Below are 19,252 nucleotides of genomic sequence, written 5' to 3' on the forward strand. Positions count from 1 at the left end.
CGACGCCCGGGTGGATCACGCCCCGCCCGCCGGGCCTGTGTCCGGCCGGTTCGTCCGCGCTCTGGCCGGGACGCGGGGCCGTCGCTCGGCATGCCGCCGCTTCCCCGCCCGGGCGCGTCACGCCCTGCCCGCCGGGCCTGTGTCCGGCCGGCTTCGTGCGGCACCCGTTCCGCCCGCCCCCACCCCCGTCGGGGGCGGGCGGAAGCCTCAAGCGGCCTCAGAGGCCCAGGAGTTCGGCGAAGGTCCCGCCCAGCACGCGGTCCCGCAGTTCGCCGGGCGGCGTGGCGCGCTCGACCATCGCGCGGGTGACGACCGGGTCGCCGTAGGGTGCGTCCGAGCCGAAGAGCGTCCGGTCGGGCACCTCGCGGATCGCCAGCCGCACGGCGAACACGACGCTCGCCGTGGACAGTTCGAGGTACAGGTTCGGGGTCTCCCGCGCCAGCTCGATCGCCTGCAGCCAGTGGAGTCCGCCGAGCTGGCTGAGCACGAGCGGCACGCGCGGGTGGCGGCGGGCGAGCTCGGCCAGCGTCGCGATGTCGCCGGCGGTGGTCGGTGCGAAGCCGTGGACGACGACCGGCAGCCCGCCGTGGTCGGCGGCGGCGCGCAGCACCGGTTCGACCAGGCCCGCGCCGTCCGGCGGCGGCGTCAGCTCGCCGATGCCCCGGAAGCCGCGTGCGACGACGTCCCGCTGCACCTCCTCGGCGATCCGCTCGGCCGGTACGTCCAACCGCACCTTGCCGAAGCCGATGAACCGGTCCGGGTGCGCCGCGCAGACGGCCGCGAGCTCGTCCACCGCCGCCGCGTGGGCATCCGCCCCGGCCGAGCGGCCGCTGATCGTGTCGTGCAGGACGCTCATCTCCCGCTTGAAGCCGGCCAGGTCGCCGGCCCGCTCCGGGTGCGGCCGGGTGCCGAAGAGCACGGCGCGGTCGACGCCCGCCTCGTCGAGCAGGGCGAGGTGGCTGTCCACCGGGTCGTGGACGTGGCTGTGCGCGTCGATGATCAACGGAATCTCCTGGTCGGTGCCGCCGTGCGGGGACGGGCACTAGTGTTCAACCCTGACACCGTGACAAGGTCAAGCCGGACGGGGGAGCGGGGCACGATGAGGATCGGCGAACTGGCGGGGCGCAGCGGCACGAGCGAGCGCCTGATCCGCTACTACGAGCGGGTCGGCCTGCTCACGTCGACGCGTCTCCCCAACGGCTACCGGGATTTCGAGCCGTCCGCCGAGCGGACCGTGCGCCAGATCCGCGCCCTGCTCGCGGCCGGGCTGCCGACGCGGACGATCCAGCAGCTCCTGCCCTGCGGCGAGCCGGAGGGCCCGCTGCGCGCGTGTCCGGGGGTGCTGCGCAAGCTGCGCACCCAGCTCACCGAACTCGACCGCCGCGCCGATGAGTTGGACCAGGCCCGGCAGGCCCTGCGGCAGGCCATCGCGGCCACCGAGGCGGCCGGCTTGCCCCCGGCGGCCTGAGACGCGGGAGGGGCGTGGCCGACGTCGGCCACGCCCCTGCGGGTCACGGGAATCGGGAGGTGTCAGGGAGCCTTGTTCGCCTCCGGCGCCCGGCGCACGCCGACACCGTGGGAGCCGTCAACGTCCTACGGGCCGGGCCGGCCCGTCGCGAAGCCGACCAGGCTTAGCGAGAAGCCCCCGGCTTCAACCGGGGGAGGAGTCACGTTGCACAGGGCCAGGTCGGTCGGAGGTGTGCTGACGGTGTGTGGCCGTACAGTCCGCCGGTCGGCGGAGCGCGGGGCCGCTTCCTTAGCGGGACGTTAGATCTGGGCCGCACTCCTTGCCGCCGGTCGCGGCCCGGCTGCACGCTCTGGGGCACCTCACCCGCCCTGGAACACCCGTGGGAGCCGCAATGTCGTCGTCCGAGTCATCCGCATCGTCCGAGCCGTCCGCGTCGTCCGTGTCGCCTGGGTCGATCGCCGCCCCTCCGAAACCGTCGCGCGAGGAGCGGGCCCGGCGGCGGCTCGCGCTCGTCGGGGGGTCGCTGGGGAACCTCGTGGAGTGGTACGACTGGTTCGTCTACGCCAGCTTCGCGGTGTACTTCGCCGACGACTTCTTCCCCGGGTCGGACTCCACGGCCAAGCTGATGAACACCGCCGGGATCTTCGCCGTCGGCTTCCTGATGCGGCCGGTCGGCGGCTGGGTGCTCGGGCGGGCGGCCGACCGGCACGGGCGCAAGAGCGCGCTGACCCTGACGGTCACGATGATGTCGGCGGCGGCCGTGCTGATCGCGGTCGCGCCGACGTACGGGCAGGCCGGGTACCTCGGGGCGGCCGTCCTGCTGGTGGCGCGGCTGCTGCAGGGCCTGAGCATCGGCGGCGAGTACGCGGCGAGCGCGACCTACCTGACGGAGGCGTCGGCACCGGACCGTCGGGGGCTCGGGTCGTCGTTCCAGTACGTGTCGATGACGGTCGGCCAGCTGCTGGGCCTCGGCATCCTCATCGTCATGCAACACACGCTCACCGCGAAGGAGTTGCACGCCTGGGGCTGGCGGGTGCCGTTCCTCCTCGGCGCCGTCTTCGCGCTCGTGGTGTTCTGGCTGCGCCGCCGGCTGCCGGAGACGGACGCGTTCACCAAGGAGACCGCCGGCCGGGCCGAGGGCGCCCGGGGCACGCTGCGCGGGCTGTGGGAGCACCGCCGCCAGGCCGTCCTGGTCATGGCGCTCACGCTCGGCGGCACCGTCGCCTACTACACGTACACCACGTACCTCACCAAGTACCTGATCGGCAGTGCCGGCCTGCCCAAGAACACCGCGACGCTGGTCAGCTTCACCGCGCTCGCGGTCTTCGCCGCCGTGCAGCCGCTCGCCGGGCTGCTCTCCGACCGGATCGGGCGCCGCCCGCTGCTGATCACCTTCGCGATCGGCTGCACCGTGGGCACCTACCCGCTCATGTCCGCGCTGGGTTCGGCCTCCTCGTACTGGTCCGCGCTCGGCCTGTCCGTGGTGGCCCTGCTGATCGTCACCGGCTACACGTCGATCAACGCGGCCGTGAAGGCGGAGCTGTTCCCGACCCGCATCCGCGCCCTCGGCGTGGCCCTCCCGTACGCGCTCGCCAACGCGCTCTTCGGCGGCACGGCCGAGTACGTGGCGCTCTGGTTCAAGAACGCCGGCCACGAGTCCGGGTTCTTCTGGTACGTCTCGGCCTGCGCGCTGGTGTCGCTCGTCACGTACCTCTTCATGCCCGACACCCGCGACGCCGAGCTCGACCCGGCCGGGACCCCCGAGGCGGGTCCGGTGGCGCAGGCCGTACGGTAGTCACCTCACAGGTGGGGAGGACCGCGTGCACGTGCTTCTCGTCGAGGACGACGACCGCATGGCCCAGGCCCTCGCCACCGCCCTCGCCCGCCGCGGCCACACCGTGCGCCGGGTGGTGCGCGCCGCCGAGGCGCTGCGGCACGTGCGGGAGGCCGGGTTCGTCCTGCTCGACCTCGGCCTGCCCGACCTGGACGGCCTCGACCTGCTGCGCAAGCTGCGCACGGTCTGCCAGGTGCCGCTGATCGTCGTCACCGCCCGCAGCGAGGAGCGCGACATCGTCCAGGGGCTGCGGGCGGGGGCCGACGACTACGTGATCAAGCCGTTCCGGATGGCCGAACTCATCGCCCGCGTCGACACCGTGCGCCGCCGGCTCGGACGGCCCGCGCCCCCGGACGGCACCGGCCCCGGCACCGGCGACGGACGGCAGGTGCGCACCGGCGACGTCGCGGTCGACCTCGCCGGCCGGACGGTCACCGTCGGCGGCGCCGAAGTCCGGCTCACCCGGCGCGAGTTCGACGTCCTCGCACTGCTCGCCGCGCAGCCCGGCGACGTCCGCTCGCGCGAGGAGATCCTCGACCGCATCTGGGGCGACGCGTTCCTCGGCTCCTCGCGCTCCCTCGACGTCCACGTCGCCGGGATCCGCGCCAAGACCGGGCGGGCCGGACTCGTCCGCACGATCCGCGGGTACGGCTACCAGCTCGGCGACCTGGGGCGGGAGCGCGGTACCGGATGAGGCGCCGCCTGCTGGCCGTCCTGACCGCGCTCATCGGGACCGCCGTGCTGCTCCTCTCGCTGCCCCTGGCCGACTCCTACGCCCGCGGCCGGACGGAACACCTCCTCCTCCAGCGCCGCGCCGACGCCGTCCGCTTCGCCGACCTCGCCAACCGGATCCGCACCGACGCCGACCGCCGCGAACTCACCGCCGAACTCACCCGCTACGCCGAGCTCTACGGCGCCGCCGTGACCGTCGTCGACACCTCCGGCGGCGTCCTCGGCCGGGCCGGTGCGACCCCCACGGACGCCATCGCGGAGGACGCGCGCAGCCGGGCTCTCACCGGCCGCTCCACCGAGATGCTGCCCACGATCCTCCCCTGGGGGCCGGACACCGTCCTCCTCGCCGAACCCGTGGGCCAGGACGAACGCGTCAACGGCGCCGTCCTGTTGACCGTCCCCACCGCCGCCGCGCGCCACGACGTCCTCGTCCGCTGGGCGCTCATCGCCGCGGGCGCCGTCACCGCGTTCGTCGCCGCCGCCCTCGTCGCGGCGGGGCTGGCCCGCTGGCTGCTGCGGCCCGTCGACGAACTCGACCGCGCGGTGGCCCGGTTGGCGGACGGACGGCTGGAGGCGCGGGCGGTGTCGGACGGCGGCCCGCCGGAACTGCGCAGGCTGCGGCGGCACTTCAACGGCATGGCGCAGGCCGTCGCCGACGCGCTGCGCCGCCAGCGCGACTTCGTCGCCGACGCCTCCCACCAACTCCGCAACCCGCTGGCCACCTTGGTACTGCAACTGGAGAACGCCGAACCGCACGTACCGCCCGGCCCCGGCCTCGCCGCGCACGCCCTGGCCCTGGACGAGGCCGACCGGCTGGCCGAACTCCTGGACGGGCTACTGGCGTTGGCGAGGATGGAGTCCGCGTCCGAGCCGCTCGCGGAACACGACGTGTCGGCGGCCGTCCGCGACCGGGTGGCCGCCTGGGCGCCCGTGTTCCGCGCCGGCGGCCAGGAGCTGACGGCGGACGTCACCCCCGGCCTGCGCGCCCTAGCGCTGCCCGACGCGGCCGGACGGGTGCTGGACGCGCTGCTCGACAACGCGGGCAAGTTCGTCCCGGAGGGGGAGCGGATCCACGTCACGGCGGAGGCCGCGCCCGACGGCGACGGCGGCGGCACTGTCGTCGTCGTCCGGGTGTCCGACACGGGCCCGGGCGTATCTGCCGAGCAACTCCCGCTACTGCTTAGGCGGTTCAGCAGAGCCCCCGAGCACCAGAACGTCCCCGGCACGGGCCTCGGCCTGGCCATAGCCGATGAGCTGGCGCGAGCGTGCGGCGGCACCCTGAACGTCGCCCCGGCGAGCCCGCACGGACTGACCGTCGAGCTCCGGCTCCCGGGGGCGGACAGGCGGAGCCCGAGCCAGGGGTCGGCCGAGCGGCCGTGAGCGCCGGCGGCCCGGGCCCCTCGGGTTCAATCCGTACCCCGCTGGTTGTACCAGCGGGGTACGGTCGAGATATGGCTGATGCGACGATCAAGGTTTCCCCTGAAACGCGTGACCGGCTGGCCGCTCTCGCGGCGGCCCGCGGCACCACGATCGGCGCCCAGGTCGCTCTGCTGGTGGAGGCACAGCCCACCGCGGAGCAGATCGCGGAGCGCGTGGCCGAGGGGCGCCGGCTGCTGCGGGAGCACTTCGGGATGACCCTCGCCGACAAGGAATTGGACGAGGGCCCCAACCTGCTGCAAAGGGTTTACGACATCGCCGCCGCCGACGCCCGTGCCAAGGTCGCCCCGAGGCGTGGCGCGTGATCATTCTGGATTCCTGGACGCGACGACCGCCGTCCTGGTGGCGACCATGGTCCGCGACGGCTACGGCGGCCCGGATGTCGCCCATGCGATCTCCACGAGCCTGCCCACGCCGGTGCGTCCGCTGCAGCACCTGATCCTGACGGCCTGTCCGGAACTGTATCCGCCCGGGATCTCCACCGTCGACATCGACGATCCCCGTCCGGAGCCGTGAGCAACGGGAGCGTTGGGGAAAGCTCAGCCGTAGACCGACCGGTAGTACGCCGCCGCCCCCGGGTGCAGCGGCACCGCCCCGGTGGAGACGGCGAACCGGGGCTCCAGCCGGGCCCCCGCCGTCACGGCGCGCAGCAGCGTGGCCCACCGGTCGAACAGGATCCGCAGCAGCTCGCGCACGGCGTCCTCCGGCACACCCGGGCGGGCCGTCAGGTAGTTGCCGACTCCGACGGTGCCGATCGGGCTCCGCAGGCCGTACGCCCCGGCCGGGAGCGTGACCGCCGAGTACACCGGGCCGTACCGCTCGCGCAGCGTCCCGGCGACGTCGTCCAGCGGCACGAACCGCACCGGCAGCTGCGCCGAGAGCCCGGCCACGGCGGGCGTCGGCACACCGCCGGACCAGAACACCGCGTCCACCTCGCCCGCCCGCAGCGCCGCCAGCGACTCGGCCAGCCCGAGCGTCTCCTCCTGCACCGGCGCGGCGCCGCCGGTCAGCGCGGCCTGCTGGAGCAGCCGCTTGGCCGTCACCTGGAGCCCGGAGCCCGCCGCACCGGTCGCGACGCGCCGCCCGGCGAGGTCGGCGAGTTCGTGCACCGGCCCGTCGGCGGGCGCGACGAGGTGGATGTAGTTGACGTAGACCCGCGCGAGCGCCGTCACGGCGAGCGGCCGGGCGAAGGTGTCGCGGCCGAGCACCGCGTCCTCGGCGGCGTCCGCGGTGGCGAGCGCGAGGTCGACGGACCCGCCGTCGAGCCGCCGCAGGTTGTCCACGCTGGCCGCGGTGCTCACGGGGGTGACGGACAGCCGCCGGCGGCTGGCCGCCACGGCGTCGGCGAAGGAGCGTCCGAAGGCGTTGTACGGCCCGCCCTCGGGCCCGCTCGCCAGCCGTAGCGACCCCGTCGGCCCGCCCCCGTCCGAGCACCCGGCGAGGACGGCGGCGGCCCCGCCGAGCAGCGCGGCCCGGCGGGTGACGGGCGCTCCGCCGATCAAAGCGTCACGAAGGCGTAGCCCTTGGCCTTGAGCGCCGGCAGCACCGAGCGCAGGGCGTCGAGGGTCTGCGAGCGGTCGCCGCCGCCGTCGTGGCAGAGCAGGATGTCGCCGGGCTTGGCGGCCAGCAGCTTCTCGGTGATCTTGTTGACGCCGGGCCGGGCCCAGTCCCGCGGGTCGACGTCCCAGTCGATCGGGGTCAGGCCGAGGCGCGCGGCCTCCTGGAAGACCGTCGGGGACCAGTCGCCGCCGGGCGAGCGGAACAGCGTCGGCACGGGGGCCCCGGCGTCGACGACGACGGACTGCGTGTCGGTGAGCTGCTGCCGGATCTGCGCGGCGCTGCGGTGCGAGAACGGCTGGGGGTGCGTCATGGTGTGGTTGGCCAGCACGTGGCCGTCCGCGGCGATCTGCCGGATGACGTCCTTGTTGGCGTGCGCCTCGCTGCCGACCACGGAGAACGTGGCGCGGATGTCGTACTTGCGCAGCAGCTGCAGCACCTGCGGGGTGTAGAGCCGGCTCGGGCCGTCGTCGATGGTCAGGGCGACGGCGTTGGACGGCGCGGTGGGCAGCAGGTCGTGGACCTTGAAGACCGGCTTGCTGCGCACCCCGACGGGGGTGGCCGACGGCACCGGGAGCCCGGGGACGGCGGGCGGGTCGGTCGGTGCGGCCGGGGAGAAGGAGTCGTTCGGCGAGTCCCCGTTGGCGCTGTCGGCGCTCGCGGACCCGGAACTGCTGCACCCGGTCAGCGCGCCGCCGGCCCCGAGCACGGCGGCGCCCGTCGCCGCCCACGTCAGCAACTGCCGCCGCGCCAACGCCCGTTCGTCGCTCGCCCGGTCAGGTCGCCGCATTCCCATGAGCCGTCTCCCCCGTGTCCTTTTGCCGGTCCTGCCCCTCGGACGCGGTGGCAGCCCGGTCCGGTTGCCGTGATCACCGTTCTGAGGGCTCGCGAGGCAGCAGCGTACTCCCGGGGAACACCGGAAGTCGGCGGGCCCGACTTCTCGTTCACCTCGCTCACCCCGCTTGCCTCGCTCACCTCGCTCACCCCGCTCACCTCGCGAAGGCCTCCGCGACCGGTTCCGCACGGGCCGCCTGGTCCAGGTTCTGCTCCACCCAGCTGCGCAGGTGGTTCAGCGGGACGGCGGCGCTGCGCCCGAGCTCGGTGAGGGAGTATTCGACGTGCAGCGGGACCGCCGGGTAGACGGTGCGGTCGAGGATGCCGAAGTCCTCCAGGCGGCGCAGCGTCTGGGTCAGCACCTTCGGGCTGATGCCGCCGAGCCGGCGCTGGAGCGCGCCGAAGCGCTGCGGGCCCTCTTCCAGGGCGCCGATGGCGAGCGCGGACCACTTGTTGGCCAGCAGGTCGAGCAGCGGGCGGCAGGGGCACTGGGCGGTGTAGACGTCGTGGTGGTCGTGCTGGCCGCTGGGGCAGCTGGTCGCCATGCTTCTTACTCTCCTCAGCAGGATGCTTTCCAAAAGGAAGTAGTGTCCCTTGAAGGTAACCACATCCCTGCGGATAGCGTCGCCGACGTCAGGGGGAGGCCCGCGAGAGCCTCTCCGGAAGCGCCTTTCGCAGGAGATGACACATGTCCACGGACACGATGCGCGCGATGGTCCAGAACGGCTTCGGCGGCCCGGAGGTGCTGCGGGTCGAGCGGGTGCCGCGCCCGGTGCCGCTGCCCACCGAGGTGCTGGTGCGGGTGCACGCCGCCGGGGTCAACCCGGTGGACTGGAAGACCCGTGCCGGTTCGGGCATGGCCGGCCTGCTGGGCGAGGGCCCGTTCACCCTCGGCTGGGACGTGTCCGGCGTGGTCGAGGAGGTCGGCTTCGGCGTGACCACGCTGAAGCCCGGTGACGAGGTCTACGGCATGCCGTGGTTCCCCCGCCTCGCGGGTGGCTACTCCGAGTACGTGACCGCCCCGGCCCGGCAGTTCGCCCGCAAGCCCGCCGCCCTCGACCACGTGCACGCCGCCGCCGTGCCGCTGGCCGCGCTGACGGCCTGGCAGGCCGTCGTCGACACCGCCCACGTCCAGGCCGGGCAGCGGGTCCTGATCACCGCCGCCGCCGGGGGCGTCGGCCACTTCGCCGTCCAGTTCGCCCGGCGCCTGGGCGCCCACGTGATCGCCACCGCGAGCGCCGCCCGCCACCCCTGGCTCAAGGAGCTCGGCGCGGACGAGACCGTCGACTACACCACGACCCGCTTCGAGGAGGTCGTCGCCGACGTCGACGTCGTCATCGAGCTGGTGGGCGACGCCCACGACGACAGCAGCACCCGGTCGCTGAAGGTCCTGCGCCCCGGCGGCCTGCTGGTCACCATCCCGGCCGGCGTCTCCCCGGAGCTGGCCGCCGCGGCCGAGGCGGCCGGCGTGCGCGTGACCCCGTTCCTGGTCGAGCCGGACGGCACGGCGCTGACCGCGATCGCCGGCCTGATCGACGCCGGCGAGGTCGCCGTCGAGGTGGCGAAGACCTTCCCGCTGGAAGAGGCCGGCGCGGCCCACACCTTCGGCGAGACCGGCCGCACCCGCGGCAAGATCGTCCTGACCGTCACCGAAGGAGCGGCCTCGTGAGGACCGACACGTCCGCGAACACCACGCCCGTCCAGGCGGTGAGCCGGACCGCCGCCGCCGAGCTGATCGCGGCCGTGCGCGCGGCCGCCGACCGGATCGGCTTCCCGGCGGCCGTCGCCGTTTTCGACCCGGGCGGGCACCTGAAGGCCTTCGACCGCGCCGACGGGGCGCCCTTCCTCACCGCCGAGGTGGCCGTCGACAAGGCGTGGACGGCGGCTTCGTTCGGGATCCCCACCCACGCGTGGAACGGCTACCTGGCCGATCCGCAGGTCACGCCGCTGGCCGGGCACCCGCGGCTGATGGCGGTGGGTGGCGGCTACCCGGTCCTCGCGGACGGCCGGTGCGTCGGAGGCCTCGGTGTCTCCGGCGGCAGCTACGAGCAGGACCGGGAGGCCGCCGAGGAGGCGCTGGCCGCGCTCGGGTTCGACCTGCCCGCCGACCGGTAGGGGGCGTCCCACCGCCGGACGCGGCACGGGCACCCCGCCCCGCCCTGCCGGCGGTCAGGGGTTGTTGAGCGCGTACGAGCGGAAGGTCGCGAGCAGCGGCAGGACCTCGGTCTTGTTCGGGTCCTCCGTGACCGCCCGCATCGCGTCGATCACCACGTGGGCGATGGCCTTCGTCACGACCAGGTCGTCCGGCGGGGCCACCGCGCCCCACACCTTCAGCGCCCGGGTGAGCAGTGCGCTCATCCGGGCGCCGATGTTGGCGCTCACGGCGTCCGACAGCTCGGCGATCTCCTCGTCGCTCATCGTCGAGCGCAGGCCGAAGGCGAGCGCCATGAGCGTGTCCATCGCGTGCTCGCCGTACGCGGCCACCAATGCCGGGAGGGTCTGCTCGTCCGGCCCGCCCGCGGAGAGGGCGGACAGGGCCTCGTCGTCGTCCTTCCACGCCGCCTCCAGGGCGGCCAAGGCTCGGAGAGCCTCGTCTACCGTCAGCCCGTCTGTCATGGGGAGAACGGTATTGAGCCGAACCGGCCCGCACACGCTTCGGGGGCCGACATCACACCTTCGAGCGAAGCCCGGCTCATTCCGGCCGGTGGGCCTCGGCGAAGTGCTCCGCATCCCAGGTACCGCCCAGTTCCGGGGCCAGTGAGGCGAGGGCCAGTGCGGCGAAGTCGGCGGTGGCGCCGGCGCGTTCGGGGAGCGCGCCGAGGAGCGGGGCGCCGGCCGAGCGCGGCAGGTCGGCGAGGTTGCAGCGTTCGGCGAGGCCGGGCGCGGCGGGCCAGGAGCCGACGACGACGCCCGCGAGCGGAAGTCCGCGCGCCGCGAGGGCCTCCGCCGTCAGGGCGACGATGTTGAGGGTGCCGAGTCCGGCCGACGCGATGAGCAGCACCTCGGCGGGCAGTCCGGCGTCCAGCACGGCCCTGGCCTGGTCGGCGAGCGTCCGGCCCTCGTCGTCGTAGCGCACCAGCAGGCCGCCCGCGCCCTCGACCAGGACGAGGTCGTGCTCCGCCGCCAGCTCGCGGACGGTGGCGACGACGTCCTCCGGGGCCAGGCGCGGCATCCCGGCCCGGCGGGCCGCCGTGTCGGGGGCCAGCGGCTCGGGGTAGCGCACGAGTTCACGGATCGTCAGATCGCCCGCCAGGCGCCGGACTTCGGCCGCGTCCCCGGGCTCGCCGGGTGCGACGCCGGTCTGTCCGGGCTTGAGCACAGCGACCCGCAGGCCGCCGCGCAGGGCCGCCGACGCGACGGCCGCCGTGGCGATCGTCTTGCCGACGTCGGTGTTCGTCCCGGTGACGAACAGGATCCGCGCGCTCGTCCCGCCACCGCCGCGGCGACTCGCGCTCATCCCGCCACCGCCGCGGCGACTCGCGCTCATCCCGTCACCGCCGCGGCGACTCGCGCTCATCCCGCCACCGCCGCGGCGGTTACGGCGGCCGCGATGCGGGCCACGTCCTCGTCCTGCGTCACGTAGGGGGGCATGGTGTAGATCAGGTCCCGGAAGGGGCGCAGCCAGACGCCCTCGCGGGCGGCGGCCTCGGTGGCGGCGGCGACGTCGACCGGGTGGTCCAACTGCACCACCCCGATGGCGCCCTGGACGCGCACGTCGTGCACGCCGGGTACGTCGGCGGCGGCCGCGAGCCCGTCCCGCAGGCCGTTCCCGATGCGCTTCACCTCGGTCTCCCAGTCCTGCCCGAGCAGCAGGTCGATGGAGGCGTTGGCGACCGCGCAGGCCAGCGGGTTGCCCATGAACGTCGGCCCGTGGGCCAGCACCGGCACCTCGCCGCGGCTGATCCCGTCCGCGACCTCGCCCGTGCAGAGCGCGGCGGCCAGCGTCAGGTACCCGCCGGTGATGGCCTTGCCGAGGCACATGACGTCGGGGGAGACGCCCGCGTGGTCGGCGGCGAACAGGGCGCCGCTGCGGCCGAACCCGGTCGCGATCTCGTCGAAGACGAGCAGCACGCCGTGCCGGTCGCACAGCTCGCGCAGCATCCGCAGGTAGGCGGGGGAGTGGAAGCGCATCCCGCCCGCGCCCTGGACGACCGGCTCGACGATGACGGCGGCGAGCTCGTCCGCGTGCCGCTCCATCAGCGCCTCGAACTCCCGCGCGTACGCGGGGTCGAGCGGCTCGTCGAACCCGGCGGGCGGCTGCGGCGCGAAGAGCTGCCCGGGCAGCACCCCGCCCCACAGGTGGTGCATGCCGCCGTCGGGGTCGCAGACGGACATCGGGTGGAAGGTGTCGCCGTGGTAGCCGCCGCGCCAGGTCAGCAGCCGTCGCTTCTCGGGGCGGCCGGTGGAGCGCCAGTACTGGAGGCACATCTTCATCGCGACCTCGACCGCGACCGAGCCGGAGTCGGCGAGGAAGACGTGCTGCAGCGGCTCGGGCGTGATCTCCACCAGCCGGGCCGCGAGCCGGACGGCGGGCTCGTGGGTGAGCCCGCCGAACATCACGTGGCTCATCCGCCCCAGCTGGTCCCGGACGGCCTCGTCGAGCACCGGGTGCCGGTACCCGTGGACGGCCGCCCACCAGGACGACATGCCGTCGACGAGCTCCCGCCGCCCGCCCGCGACCGGTTCGGCGAGCCGCAGCCGGATGCCGGAGGCGGACTCCACCACGAACGGGGTGGCGGTGCCGGGCATCGGGCCGTACGGGTGCCAGACGTGGGCGCGGTCGAGCGAGAGCAGCGTGTCCGGGGACAGCTGGGACGACATGACGGGGGTTCTCCTGGACTGTCGGGCGTGGAGCGTGGGTCCGGTGCCGGCCGGACGGCCGCGCGGCGGGCGCGCGGCCCCGGTGGCGGCCGAACCGTCAGGCGTTGGGCGCGAGTTCGGTGCCGGCGCCGCGGCGGCGGACCTTGACCAGGTCGCTGCGCAGTCCGTCCGTGGACTCGGCGGCGTCGTTCGCGACAGCGGCGGCCGGGGCGGGCTCCGCGTGGCCGTGCCCGCCGCACGGGCCGCAGCCGCCGCCGCTGCCGCAGGCCGACGCGGCCGAACCGCAGCCGGAGGCGGTGGGGGCGGCGGCGCTCGTGCCGCAGCCGGAGGCCGTCGAGCCGCAGCCCGAGGCGGCGGCGATGTCGGCCCGGTGGCGCGGCAGGGTGGCCTCGCCCGCGCCCTCGACCTCGAAGCCCGCGTCCTTGATCATGTCGAGGTCGGTCTGCCCGGCCTGCCCCTCGCTGGTCAGGTAGTCGCCGAGGAAGATGGAGTTGGCGACGTGCAGGCCGAGCGGCTGCATCGAGCGCAGGTGCACCTCGCGCCCGCCGGCGATCCGCACCTCGGTGTCCGGGTTGACGAAGCGGACCATCGCGAGGATGCGCAGGCAGCGCTGCGGGGTGAGGTTCCACTCCTGGGCGAGCGGCGTGCCCTCGAACGGGATGAGGAAGTTGACCGGGACGGAGTCCGAGCCCAGCTCGCGCAGCGCGAACACGACGTCGACCAGGTCCTCGTCGCTCTCGCCCATGCCCGCGATGAGGCCCGAGCAGGCGGAGAGCCCGGCGCCGTGCGCCTTCTGCACGGTGTCCACGCGGTCCGCGTAGGTGTGGGTGGTGGCGATGTCGCCGTAGGTGCTCTCGGAGGTGTTGAGGTTGTGGTTGTAGGCGTCCGCGCCGGCCGCCTTCAGCCGCTCCGCCTGGTTGTCGGAGAGCAGGCCCAGGCAGACGCAGATCTCGACCTCGGGGTCGGCGTCTTTGATGGCGGCCATGGTGTCGGTGACGCGGTCGATGTCGCGGTCCGTCGGGCCGCGGCCGCTGGCCACCAGGCAGACGCGCTTGGCGCCGCCCGCCACGCCGGCGCGCGCCGCGTCCGCGGCCTGCTCCGGCTTGAGCCAGGTGTACTTGAGGATCTCGGCCTTGGAGCCCAGCCGCTGCGAGCAGTAACTGCAGTCCTCCGGGCAGAGCCCGCTCTTGAGGTTCACCAGGTAGTTGAGCTTCACCCGGCGGCCGAACCACCTGCGGCGGACCTTGCCGGCGGCGGCGACGACGTCCAGCAGCTCGTCGTCGGTGGTGGCGAGGACGGCCAGCGCCTCCTCGCGGGTCGGGACTTCGCCGCGCAGGCCCTTGGCGGTGAGGGTATCGAGCAGATCCATGGGCCTGATCCTGCCTGTTGGTGTTCGGCCGACGCCAGAGCAAACCCACCAGAAGATCGGCGGGAGGATGTGCGAGTTGTCACAGTGTCGGAGCTCACGGTAGTGACGCGAGTCACGTCGGCGGTGACACGGTCGCCCGGACGGCCGGCGAGCGGCTGGTTCGCCGCCGAACGCAGTGCGTGGCGGGCTGTTACCCGGCAGTAGTGAGCGATGATCCACAAGCACCGACCCCGTGATCTGGGCCACCCGGCCGTTGCTTAGAATCTGCGCCATGACCACGCAGGGGGAGCGCACCCCGACTCCGGGAGACGGCCAGACGGGCCAGGCAGGACAGCGGTTCGGCGGGGGCGCCGGCGCGTACCGGGGCAGGCGGCCGTCCGCCCGGCGGCTGATCGGCTGGACGGCGGTCGTGGGCGTGGTCGTGGCCGGCGGCTGGATCATCACCCGGCCCAATCCCGGCGACTACATACCCGGGCTCGGCCCGTCCGCCAAGGACGCGGCCAGGACCCCGCCGGTCGTCGGCGCCCCGCCGCCGCCCACCGACCCCGAGGCCCTCAACGTCGAGACGTACTTCCCGTCCCAGCGGCTGATCGAGCTCGGCGCCTACAAGGGCAAGCGCAACGGCGCGCGGCGCGGCGAGAACTGCGTCGAGGCGCAGCAGGACCGCGCCCAGGACCTGCTCAAGGACAGCGGCTGCCAGGCCTACCTGACCGTCAGCGTCACCGGCCAGGACAAGCCGGTGCTCAGCAGCGTCACCATCCTGCGCTTCGCCGACCAGGCCGCCGCCGGCCGGGCCGCGGAGGCGCTGCGCGCCAAGCCCGGTGCGCTGGCCTTCATCCTCCCCAACGCCGACGTGGACAACTCCCCGGCCGCCGCTGCCGCCAAGCCCGGCACCGAGCCGCGGGTCGAGGCGGTCGGGCACTACGTGACGGTGACCAGCTCCCGCCTGCCCGCCGACGCCCACGCGCCGTCGGCGACGCCCAGCACCGTGCCCGGCTCCGCGCCCGCGGCGAGCCCGTCGGCGTCCGGGACCCCGGCGCCCACGCCCGAGCAGGTCCTCGACGAGGCGACGCGCGCCGTGTCGTACACGGCGGGCGCGCAGTTCGTCTGGATGTAGGGCGCGTCTTTCGGATCAGCCCGGGTGATCCGAAAGACACGTCCCGGCCCGCCCACTGCAGTACGCCGGAGGGGGCCCGCTTGCTCAAGCGGGCCCCCTCCTTCACGTCTTGACGGGCCGTCGGCCGATCGTCAGCCGCCCAGCCGGTCCACCGCGGTCACGCGCACCACGGCGCGGCCCTCCTCGTCCGAGCCGTACAGGTCGACCTCCGCGCTGATCCCCCAGTCGTGGTCGCCCGCCGGATCGTCGAAGATCTGGCGGACCCGCCAGGCGGAGTCCTCCTCCTCGATGATCAGCATCTTCGGGCCGCGCGCGTCCGGGCCGGTGCCGAGGTCGTCGTACTCGTCCCAGTACCCGTCCATGGCGTCCGCCCAGCGGTCCGCGTTCCAGCCGTACTCGCCGTCCAGCTCGCCGAGTTCGGCCCAGTGCTCCAGTGCGCACAGCTCCACGCGGCGGAACAGCTCGTTGCGCACCAGCACCCGGAAGGCCCGCGCGTTGGCGGTGACCGGCGCCGCCTTGTCCTCCAGCGTCACCTCGGCGGTGGCCGCCTCGGTCGGGTTGGCGAGCTGCTCCCACTCGTCGAGCAAGCTGGAGTCGACCTGGCGGACCAGCTCGCCGAGCCACGCGATGACGTCCTTGAGGTCGTCGGTCTTCACGTCCTCGGGGACGGTCTGCTCCAGCGCCTTGTAGGCGCCCGCCAGGTAGCGCAGCACGATGCCCTCGGTGCGGGCCAGCTCGTAGTGGCCGACGTAGTCCGAGAACGTCATCGCCCGCTCGTACAGGTCGCGGACCACGGACTTCGGCGCCAATTGGTGGTCGCCGATCCACGGGTGCGCCCGGCGGTAGACCTCGTAGGCGTGGGTGAGCAGCTCCTCCAGCGGCTTCGGGTACGTGATCTCCTGGAGCCGCTCCATGCGCTCCTCGTACTCGATCCCGTCGCGCTTCATCTCGCCGACGGCCTCGCCGCGCGCCTTGTTCTGCTGCGAGGCGAGGATCTGGCGCGGGTCGTCCAGCGTGGCCTCCACGACGGAGATCACGTCCATCGCGTACGACGGCGAGGCCGGGTCGAGCAGCTCGAAGGAGGCCAGCGCGAAGGTGGACAGCGGCTGGTTGAGCGCGAAGTTCTCCTGGAGGTCCAGGGTCAGGCGCACGATCCGGCCCTCGGCGTCCGGCTCCGGCAGCCGCTCGACCACGCCGCCCTCCAGCAGCGAGCGGTAGATCGCGATCGTGGTGCGGATGTGCCGGCGCTGCGCCGCCTTCTCCTCGTGGTTGTCGGTCAGCAGCTTGCGCATCGCCTCGAAGGCGTTGCCCGGGCGGCCGATCACCGACAGCAGCATCGCGTGGCTCACCTTGAACCGCGACACCAGCGGCTCCGGGTCGGCGGCGATCAGCTTCTCGAAGGTCTCCTCGGTCCAGCCGACGAAGCCCTCCGGGGCCTTCTTCCGGACGACCTTGCGCTTCTTCTTCGGGTCGTCCCCGGCCTTCGCGATCGCCTTGTCGTTCTCGATCACGTGCTCGGGCGCCTGCGCCACCACCTGGCCGACCGTGTCGAACCCGGCCCGCCCGGCCCGCCCGGCGATCTGGTGGAACTCGCGGGCGCGCAGGATCCGCACCCGGGTGCCGTCGTACTTCGACAGCGCGGTGAACAGCACCGTGCGGATCGGCACGTTGACGCCGACGCCGAGCGTGTCCGTGCCGCAGATGACCTTCAGCAGACCCGCCTGCGCCAGACGCTCGACCAGCCGGCGGTACTTCGGCAGCATGCCCGCGTGGTGCACGCCGATGCCGTGCCGCACGAACCGCGACAGGTTGCGGCCGAACTTGGTGGTGAAACGGAAGTTGCCGATCAGGTCGGCGATGGCGTCCTTCTCCGCCTTCGAGCACATGTTGATGCTCATCAGCGACTGCGCCCGCTCCACCGCCTCCTTCTGCGTGAAGTGCACGACGTAGACCGGCGCCTGGCCGGTCTTCAGCAGCTCCTCCAGCGTGTCGTGCATCGTCGTGCGGCGGTACTCGTAGAACAGCGGCACCGGACGCGTCGCGTTGCGCACCACGGTCGTGGGCCGCCCGGTGCGCCGGGTCAGGTCCTCCTCGAACCGGCGCACGTCGCCGAGCGTCGCCGACATCAGCAGGAACTGCGCCTGCGGCAGCTCCAGCAGCGGGATCTGCCACGCCCACCCGCGGTCCGGCTCCGCGTAGAAGTGGAACTCGTCCATCACGACCTGCCCGATGTCCGCCCGGGTACCGTCGCGCAGCGCGATCTGCGCCAGCACCTCGGCCGTGCAGCAGATGATCGGCGCGGTCGGGTTCACGCTCGCGTCGCCGGTCATCATGCCGACCTGCTCGGTGCCGAACATCTTCACCAGGTCGAAGAACTTCTCCGACACCAGCGCCTTGATCGGGGCGGTGTAGAACGTCCGCTGCCCCTCCGCCAGCGCGGCGAAGTGCGCCCCCGCGGCCACCAGGCTCTTCCCCGACCCGGTCGGCGTCGCGAGGATGACGTTGTTCCCCGACACCAACTCGATCAGCGCCTCCTCCTGCGCCGGGTACAGCGTGATCCCACGCTCCTCCGCCCAGGCTGCGAACGTCTCGAACAGCGCATCGGGCGTGGCGGGCTTCGGCATCAGATCTAGGAGGCTCACCCGGCTATCTTGCCTGCTGGCCGCCACCCCGGGCAAAGCCCGCCCCCTCACGACGGCACGGTGGGCGCACGATCGGCGCGCCGGACGTCCTGCGGGGCGCGCACAACCGCGGGCGCCGATCATGTGCCGAGTCGCACATTGCCCGGTCGTCGGGGCGCGTGCCAGAGTGCCGGGCATGGCCCACCCCCTCGCGTCCGACGCCCCCGAATCGCACTCGACCGCCCCCGCCCCGGCGGGGGTCTTCGACTGGCTGGACGAGGCCGCCGCGCTGCGCGCCGATGCCGGGCTGACGCGGACGCTGCGCAGCCGGGAGGCCGAGGACGGGCTGCTGGACCTCGCGGGGAACGACTACCTCGGGCTCACCCGGCACCCGGTGGTGACCCGGGCGGCGGCGGACGCGGCGCTGCGGTGGGGCGGCGGGTCGACCGGGTCGCGGCTGGTAACGGGCACGACGGCGCTGCACACCGAACTGGAGGAGGAACTGGCCGCGTTCTGCGGGGTGGAGGCCGCGCTGGTCTTCTCCTCCGGGTACACCGCCAACCTCGCCGCGCTCACCGCGCTCACCGACCCGGACACCGTCATCGTGTCCGACGCCTACAACCACGCCTCCCTCATCGACGGCTGCCGCCTCGCGCGCGCCGACGTCCACCGCGCCCCCCACAGCGACCCGGACGCCGTCCGCCGGGCGCTCGGCGAGCGCACGCAGCGGCGGGCGCTGGTCGTCACCGACTCCGTCTTCTCGGTGGACGGCGACGCCGCCCCGCTGCCCGCCCTCTCCGCCGCCGCCCGCGCCCACGGCGCCGCGCTGCTCGTCGACGACGCCCACGGGCTCGGCGTCCTCGGCCCCGGCGGCCGCGGCGCCCTCGCCGCGGCCGGCCTCGCCGGGCAGCCCGACACCGTCGCGACGGTGACGCTCTCCAAGTCCCTCGGCTCCCAGGGCGGCGCCGTCCTCGGTCCGCGCCGCGTCATCCGCCACCTGACCGAGACGGCCCGCACCTTCATCTTCGACACCGGCCTCGCCCCCGCCGCCGCCGGCGCGGCCCTCGCCGCCCTGCGCCTCCTGCGCGCCGAACCCCACCGCGCCGACCGCACCCGCGAGGTCGCCCGCACCCTCGCCGCCCGCCTCACCGCCGCCGGCCTGCACGCCTGCGAACCGGACGCCGCCGTGGTCTCCGTCCGCGCCCCCGGCCCCGAGGCCGCCGTCGCCTGGGCCGCCGACTGCCGCCGCGCCGGCCTCGCCGTCGGCTGCTTCCGCCCCCCGTCCGTCCCGGACGGCATCTCCCGCCTGCGCCTCACCGCCCGCGGCGACCTGACGGACGCCCAGATCGCCGAAGCCGTCGGCACCATCGCCGACCTGGCCCCGGCGGGCGCCCGGCTGGGCTGACCGCCGGCGGCCTGCAGCCGCGGTCCCGCCGAGGACCGCGCGAGGCCGGCATGCCGT

General features: G+C 74.1%; 19 protein-coding genes. 10 read left to right on the plus strand and 9 right to left on the minus strand.

Annotation, left to right across the window (positions count from 1 at the left end; genetic code table 11):
* Positions 1-217 precede the first annotated feature (217 nt).
* Positions 218-1,003, minus strand: coding sequence for an amidohydrolase family protein (locus ACFVSN_RS12660; protein ID WP_387954882.1), 786 nt, complete (start codon positions 1,001-1,003; stop codon positions 218-220).
* Positions 1,004-1,099: 96 nt separating this feature from the next.
* Here ACFVSN_RS12660 and ACFVSN_RS12665 point away from each other — a divergent pair, with 96 nt between their 5' ends.
* From ACFVSN_RS12665 to ACFVSN_RS12690, 6 genes are all read left to right on the plus strand, one after another.
* Positions 1,100-1,468 carry a MerR family transcriptional regulator gene (locus tag ACFVSN_RS12665; RefSeq protein ID WP_387594605.1) on the plus strand — a complete coding sequence of 123 codons (369 nt, stop codon included), beginning with the start codon at positions 1,100-1,102 and terminating at the stop codon, positions 1,466-1,468.
* A 439-nt stretch (positions 1,469-1,907) separates the two neighbouring features.
* Positions 1,908-3,263, plus strand: a complete 1,356-nt coding sequence (locus ACFVSN_RS12670; RefSeq protein ID WP_387954884.1) for an MFS transporter — start codon at positions 1,908-1,910, stop codon at positions 3,261-3,263.
* 25 nt (positions 3,264-3,288) lie between these two features.
* A complete protein-coding gene (locus ACFVSN_RS12675; RefSeq protein ID WP_387954886.1) occupies positions 3,289-3,996 on the plus strand; it encodes a response regulator transcription factor in 708 nt (235 codons plus the stop codon).
* A complete protein-coding gene (locus ACFVSN_RS12680; RefSeq protein WP_387954888.1) occupies positions 3,993-5,414 on the plus strand; it encodes an ATP-binding protein in 1,422 nt (473 codons plus the stop codon). The genes ACFVSN_RS12675 and ACFVSN_RS12680 overlap by 4 nt, the downstream gene beginning before the upstream one ends.
* 71 nt (positions 5,415-5,485) lie before the next feature.
* Positions 5,486-5,776 carry a hypothetical protein gene (locus ACFVSN_RS12685; RefSeq protein WP_380445848.1) on the plus strand — a complete coding sequence of 97 codons (291 nt, stop codon included), beginning with the start codon at positions 5,486-5,488 and terminating at the stop codon, positions 5,774-5,776.
* Entirely contained in the window at positions 5,766-5,987 is a 222-nt protein-coding gene (locus ACFVSN_RS12690; RefSeq protein ID WP_387954890.1) for a hypothetical protein, read from the plus strand. Before ACFVSN_RS12685 ends, ACFVSN_RS12690 begins: the two co-directional genes overlap by 11 nt.
* Before the next feature lie 23 nt (positions 5,988-6,010).
* Here ACFVSN_RS12690 and ACFVSN_RS12695 read toward each other — a convergent pair whose 3' ends face one another.
* From ACFVSN_RS12695 to ACFVSN_RS12705, 3 genes are all read right to left on the minus strand, one after another.
* On the minus strand, positions 6,011-6,973 hold the full coding sequence (locus ACFVSN_RS12695) for a TAXI family TRAP transporter solute-binding subunit (RefSeq protein WP_387954892.1): 963 nt from the start codon (positions 6,971-6,973) through the stop codon (positions 6,011-6,013).
* A complete protein-coding gene (locus ACFVSN_RS12700) occupies positions 6,970-7,824 on the minus strand; it encodes a polysaccharide deacetylase family protein (RefSeq protein ID WP_387954894.1) in 855 nt (284 codons plus the stop codon). The genes ACFVSN_RS12695 and ACFVSN_RS12700 overlap by 4 nt, the downstream gene beginning before the upstream one ends.
* A gap of 193 nt (positions 7,825-8,017) precedes the next feature.
* Positions 8,018-8,407 (minus strand): winged helix-turn-helix transcriptional regulator, encoded by a 390-nt coding sequence (locus ACFVSN_RS12705; RefSeq protein WP_387954895.1) that lies wholly within the window; start codon positions 8,405-8,407, stop codon positions 8,018-8,020.
* 143 nt (positions 8,408-8,550) lie between these two features.
* On the opposite strand from ACFVSN_RS12705, the gene ACFVSN_RS12710 reads away from it, so the two are divergent.
* Both ACFVSN_RS12710 and ACFVSN_RS12715 read left to right on the plus strand, forming a co-directional pair.
* Complete coding sequence (locus ACFVSN_RS12710) at positions 8,551-9,531, plus strand: NADP-dependent oxidoreductase (RefSeq protein WP_387954897.1); 981 nt, start codon at positions 8,551-8,553, stop codon at positions 9,529-9,531.
* Positions 9,528-9,977 (plus strand): heme-binding protein, encoded by a 450-nt coding sequence (locus tag ACFVSN_RS12715; RefSeq protein WP_387954899.1) that lies wholly within the window; start codon positions 9,528-9,530, stop codon positions 9,975-9,977. The genes ACFVSN_RS12710 and ACFVSN_RS12715 overlap by 4 nt, the downstream gene beginning before the upstream one ends.
* Positions 9,978-10,031: 54 nt before the next feature.
* Here the strand turns inward: ACFVSN_RS12715 and ACFVSN_RS12720 are convergent, their stop codons facing one another.
* From ACFVSN_RS12720 to bioB, 4 genes are all read right to left on the minus strand, one after another.
* Positions 10,032-10,478, minus strand: a complete 447-nt coding sequence (locus tag ACFVSN_RS12720) for a hypothetical protein (protein ID WP_380445841.1) — start codon at positions 10,476-10,478, stop codon at positions 10,032-10,034.
* Between the two features lie 76 nt (positions 10,479-10,554).
* Positions 10,555-11,319 (minus strand): dethiobiotin synthase, encoded by a 765-nt coding sequence (gene bioD, locus ACFVSN_RS12725; RefSeq protein ID WP_387954901.1) that lies wholly within the window; start codon positions 11,317-11,319, stop codon positions 10,555-10,557.
* A gap of 56 nt (positions 11,320-11,375) precedes the next feature.
* Positions 11,376-12,683 (minus strand): adenosylmethionine--8-amino-7-oxononanoate transaminase, encoded by a 1,308-nt coding sequence (locus tag ACFVSN_RS12730; protein ID WP_387954903.1) that lies wholly within the window; start codon positions 12,681-12,683, stop codon positions 11,376-11,378.
* A 97-nt stretch (positions 12,684-12,780) separates the two neighbouring features.
* Positions 12,781-14,052, minus strand: coding sequence for a biotin synthase BioB (gene bioB / locus ACFVSN_RS12735; RefSeq protein WP_380445838.1), 1,272 nt, complete (start codon positions 14,050-14,052; stop codon positions 12,781-12,783).
* A gap of 271 nt (positions 14,053-14,323) precedes the next feature.
* On the opposite strand from bioB, the gene ACFVSN_RS12740 reads away from it, so the two are divergent.
* Positions 14,324-15,169 carry a hypothetical protein gene (locus ACFVSN_RS12740; RefSeq protein WP_387594586.1) on the plus strand — a complete coding sequence of 282 codons (846 nt, stop codon included), beginning with the start codon at positions 14,324-14,326 and terminating at the stop codon, positions 15,167-15,169.
* A gap of 131 nt (positions 15,170-15,300) precedes the next feature.
* Here ACFVSN_RS12740 and ACFVSN_RS12745 read toward each other — a convergent pair whose 3' ends face one another.
* Entirely contained in the window at positions 15,301-17,793 is a 2,493-nt protein-coding gene (locus ACFVSN_RS12745; protein ID WP_380493648.1) for a DEAD/DEAH box helicase, read from the minus strand.
* 193 nt (positions 17,794-17,986) lie between these two features.
* On the opposite strand from ACFVSN_RS12745, the gene ACFVSN_RS12750 reads away from it, so the two are divergent.
* Entirely contained in the window at positions 17,987-19,195 is a 1,209-nt protein-coding gene (locus ACFVSN_RS12750) for an 8-amino-7-oxononanoate synthase (protein WP_387954905.1), read from the plus strand.
* The last annotated feature ends 57 nt before the right edge of the window (positions 19,196-19,252 follow it).

The sequence above is a fragment of the Kitasatospora sp. NPDC057904 genome (assembly GCF_042887925.1).
Lineage (GTDB): Bacteria > Actinomycetota > Actinomycetes > Streptomycetales > Streptomycetaceae > Kitasatospora.

Coding starts and splice junctions, on each gene's coding strand:
- ACFVSN_RS12665 (WP_387594605.1), top strand. CDS start 1,100: ATGAGGATCGGCGAACTGGCGGGGCGCAGCGGCACGAGCGAGCGCCTG.
- ACFVSN_RS12680 (WP_387954888.1), top strand. CDS start 3,993: ATGAGGCGCCGCCTGCTGGCCGTCCTGACCGCGCTCATCGGGACCGCC.
- ACFVSN_RS12685 (WP_380445848.1), top strand. CDS start 5,486: ATGGCTGATGCGACGATCAAGGTTTCCCCTGAAACGCGTGACCGGCTG.
- ACFVSN_RS12700 (WP_387954894.1), bottom strand. CDS start 7,824: ATGGGAATGCGGCGACCTGACCGGGCGAGCGACGAACGGGCGTTGGCG.
- ACFVSN_RS12705 (WP_387954895.1), bottom strand. CDS start 8,407: ATGGCGACCAGCTGCCCCAGCGGCCAGCACGACCACCACGACGTCTAC.
- ACFVSN_RS12710 (WP_387954897.1), top strand. CDS start 8,551: ATGTCCACGGACACGATGCGCGCGATGGTCCAGAACGGCTTCGGCGGC.
- ACFVSN_RS12720 (WP_380445841.1), bottom strand. CDS start 10,478: ATGACAGACGGGCTGACGGTAGACGAGGCTCTCCGAGCCTTGGCCGCC.
- bioD (WP_387954901.1), bottom strand. CDS start 11,319: ATGAGCGCGAGTCGCCGCGGCGGTGGCGGGACGAGCGCGCGGATCCTG.
- ACFVSN_RS12730 (WP_387954903.1), bottom strand. CDS start 12,683: ATGTCGTCCCAGCTGTCCCCGGACACGCTGCTCTCGCTCGACCGCGCC.
- bioB (WP_380445838.1), bottom strand. CDS start 14,052: ATGGATCTGCTCGATACCCTCACCGCCAAGGGCCTGCGCGGCGAAGTC.
- ACFVSN_RS12740 (WP_387594586.1), top strand. CDS start 14,324: ATGACCACGCAGGGGGAGCGCACCCCGACTCCGGGAGACGGCCAGACG.
- ACFVSN_RS12745 (WP_380493648.1), bottom strand. CDS start 17,793: ATGCCGAAGCCCGCCACGCCCGATGCGCTGTTCGAGACGTTCGCAGCC.
- ACFVSN_RS12750 (WP_387954905.1), top strand. CDS start 17,987: ATGGCCCACCCCCTCGCGTCCGACGCCCCCGAATCGCACTCGACCGCC.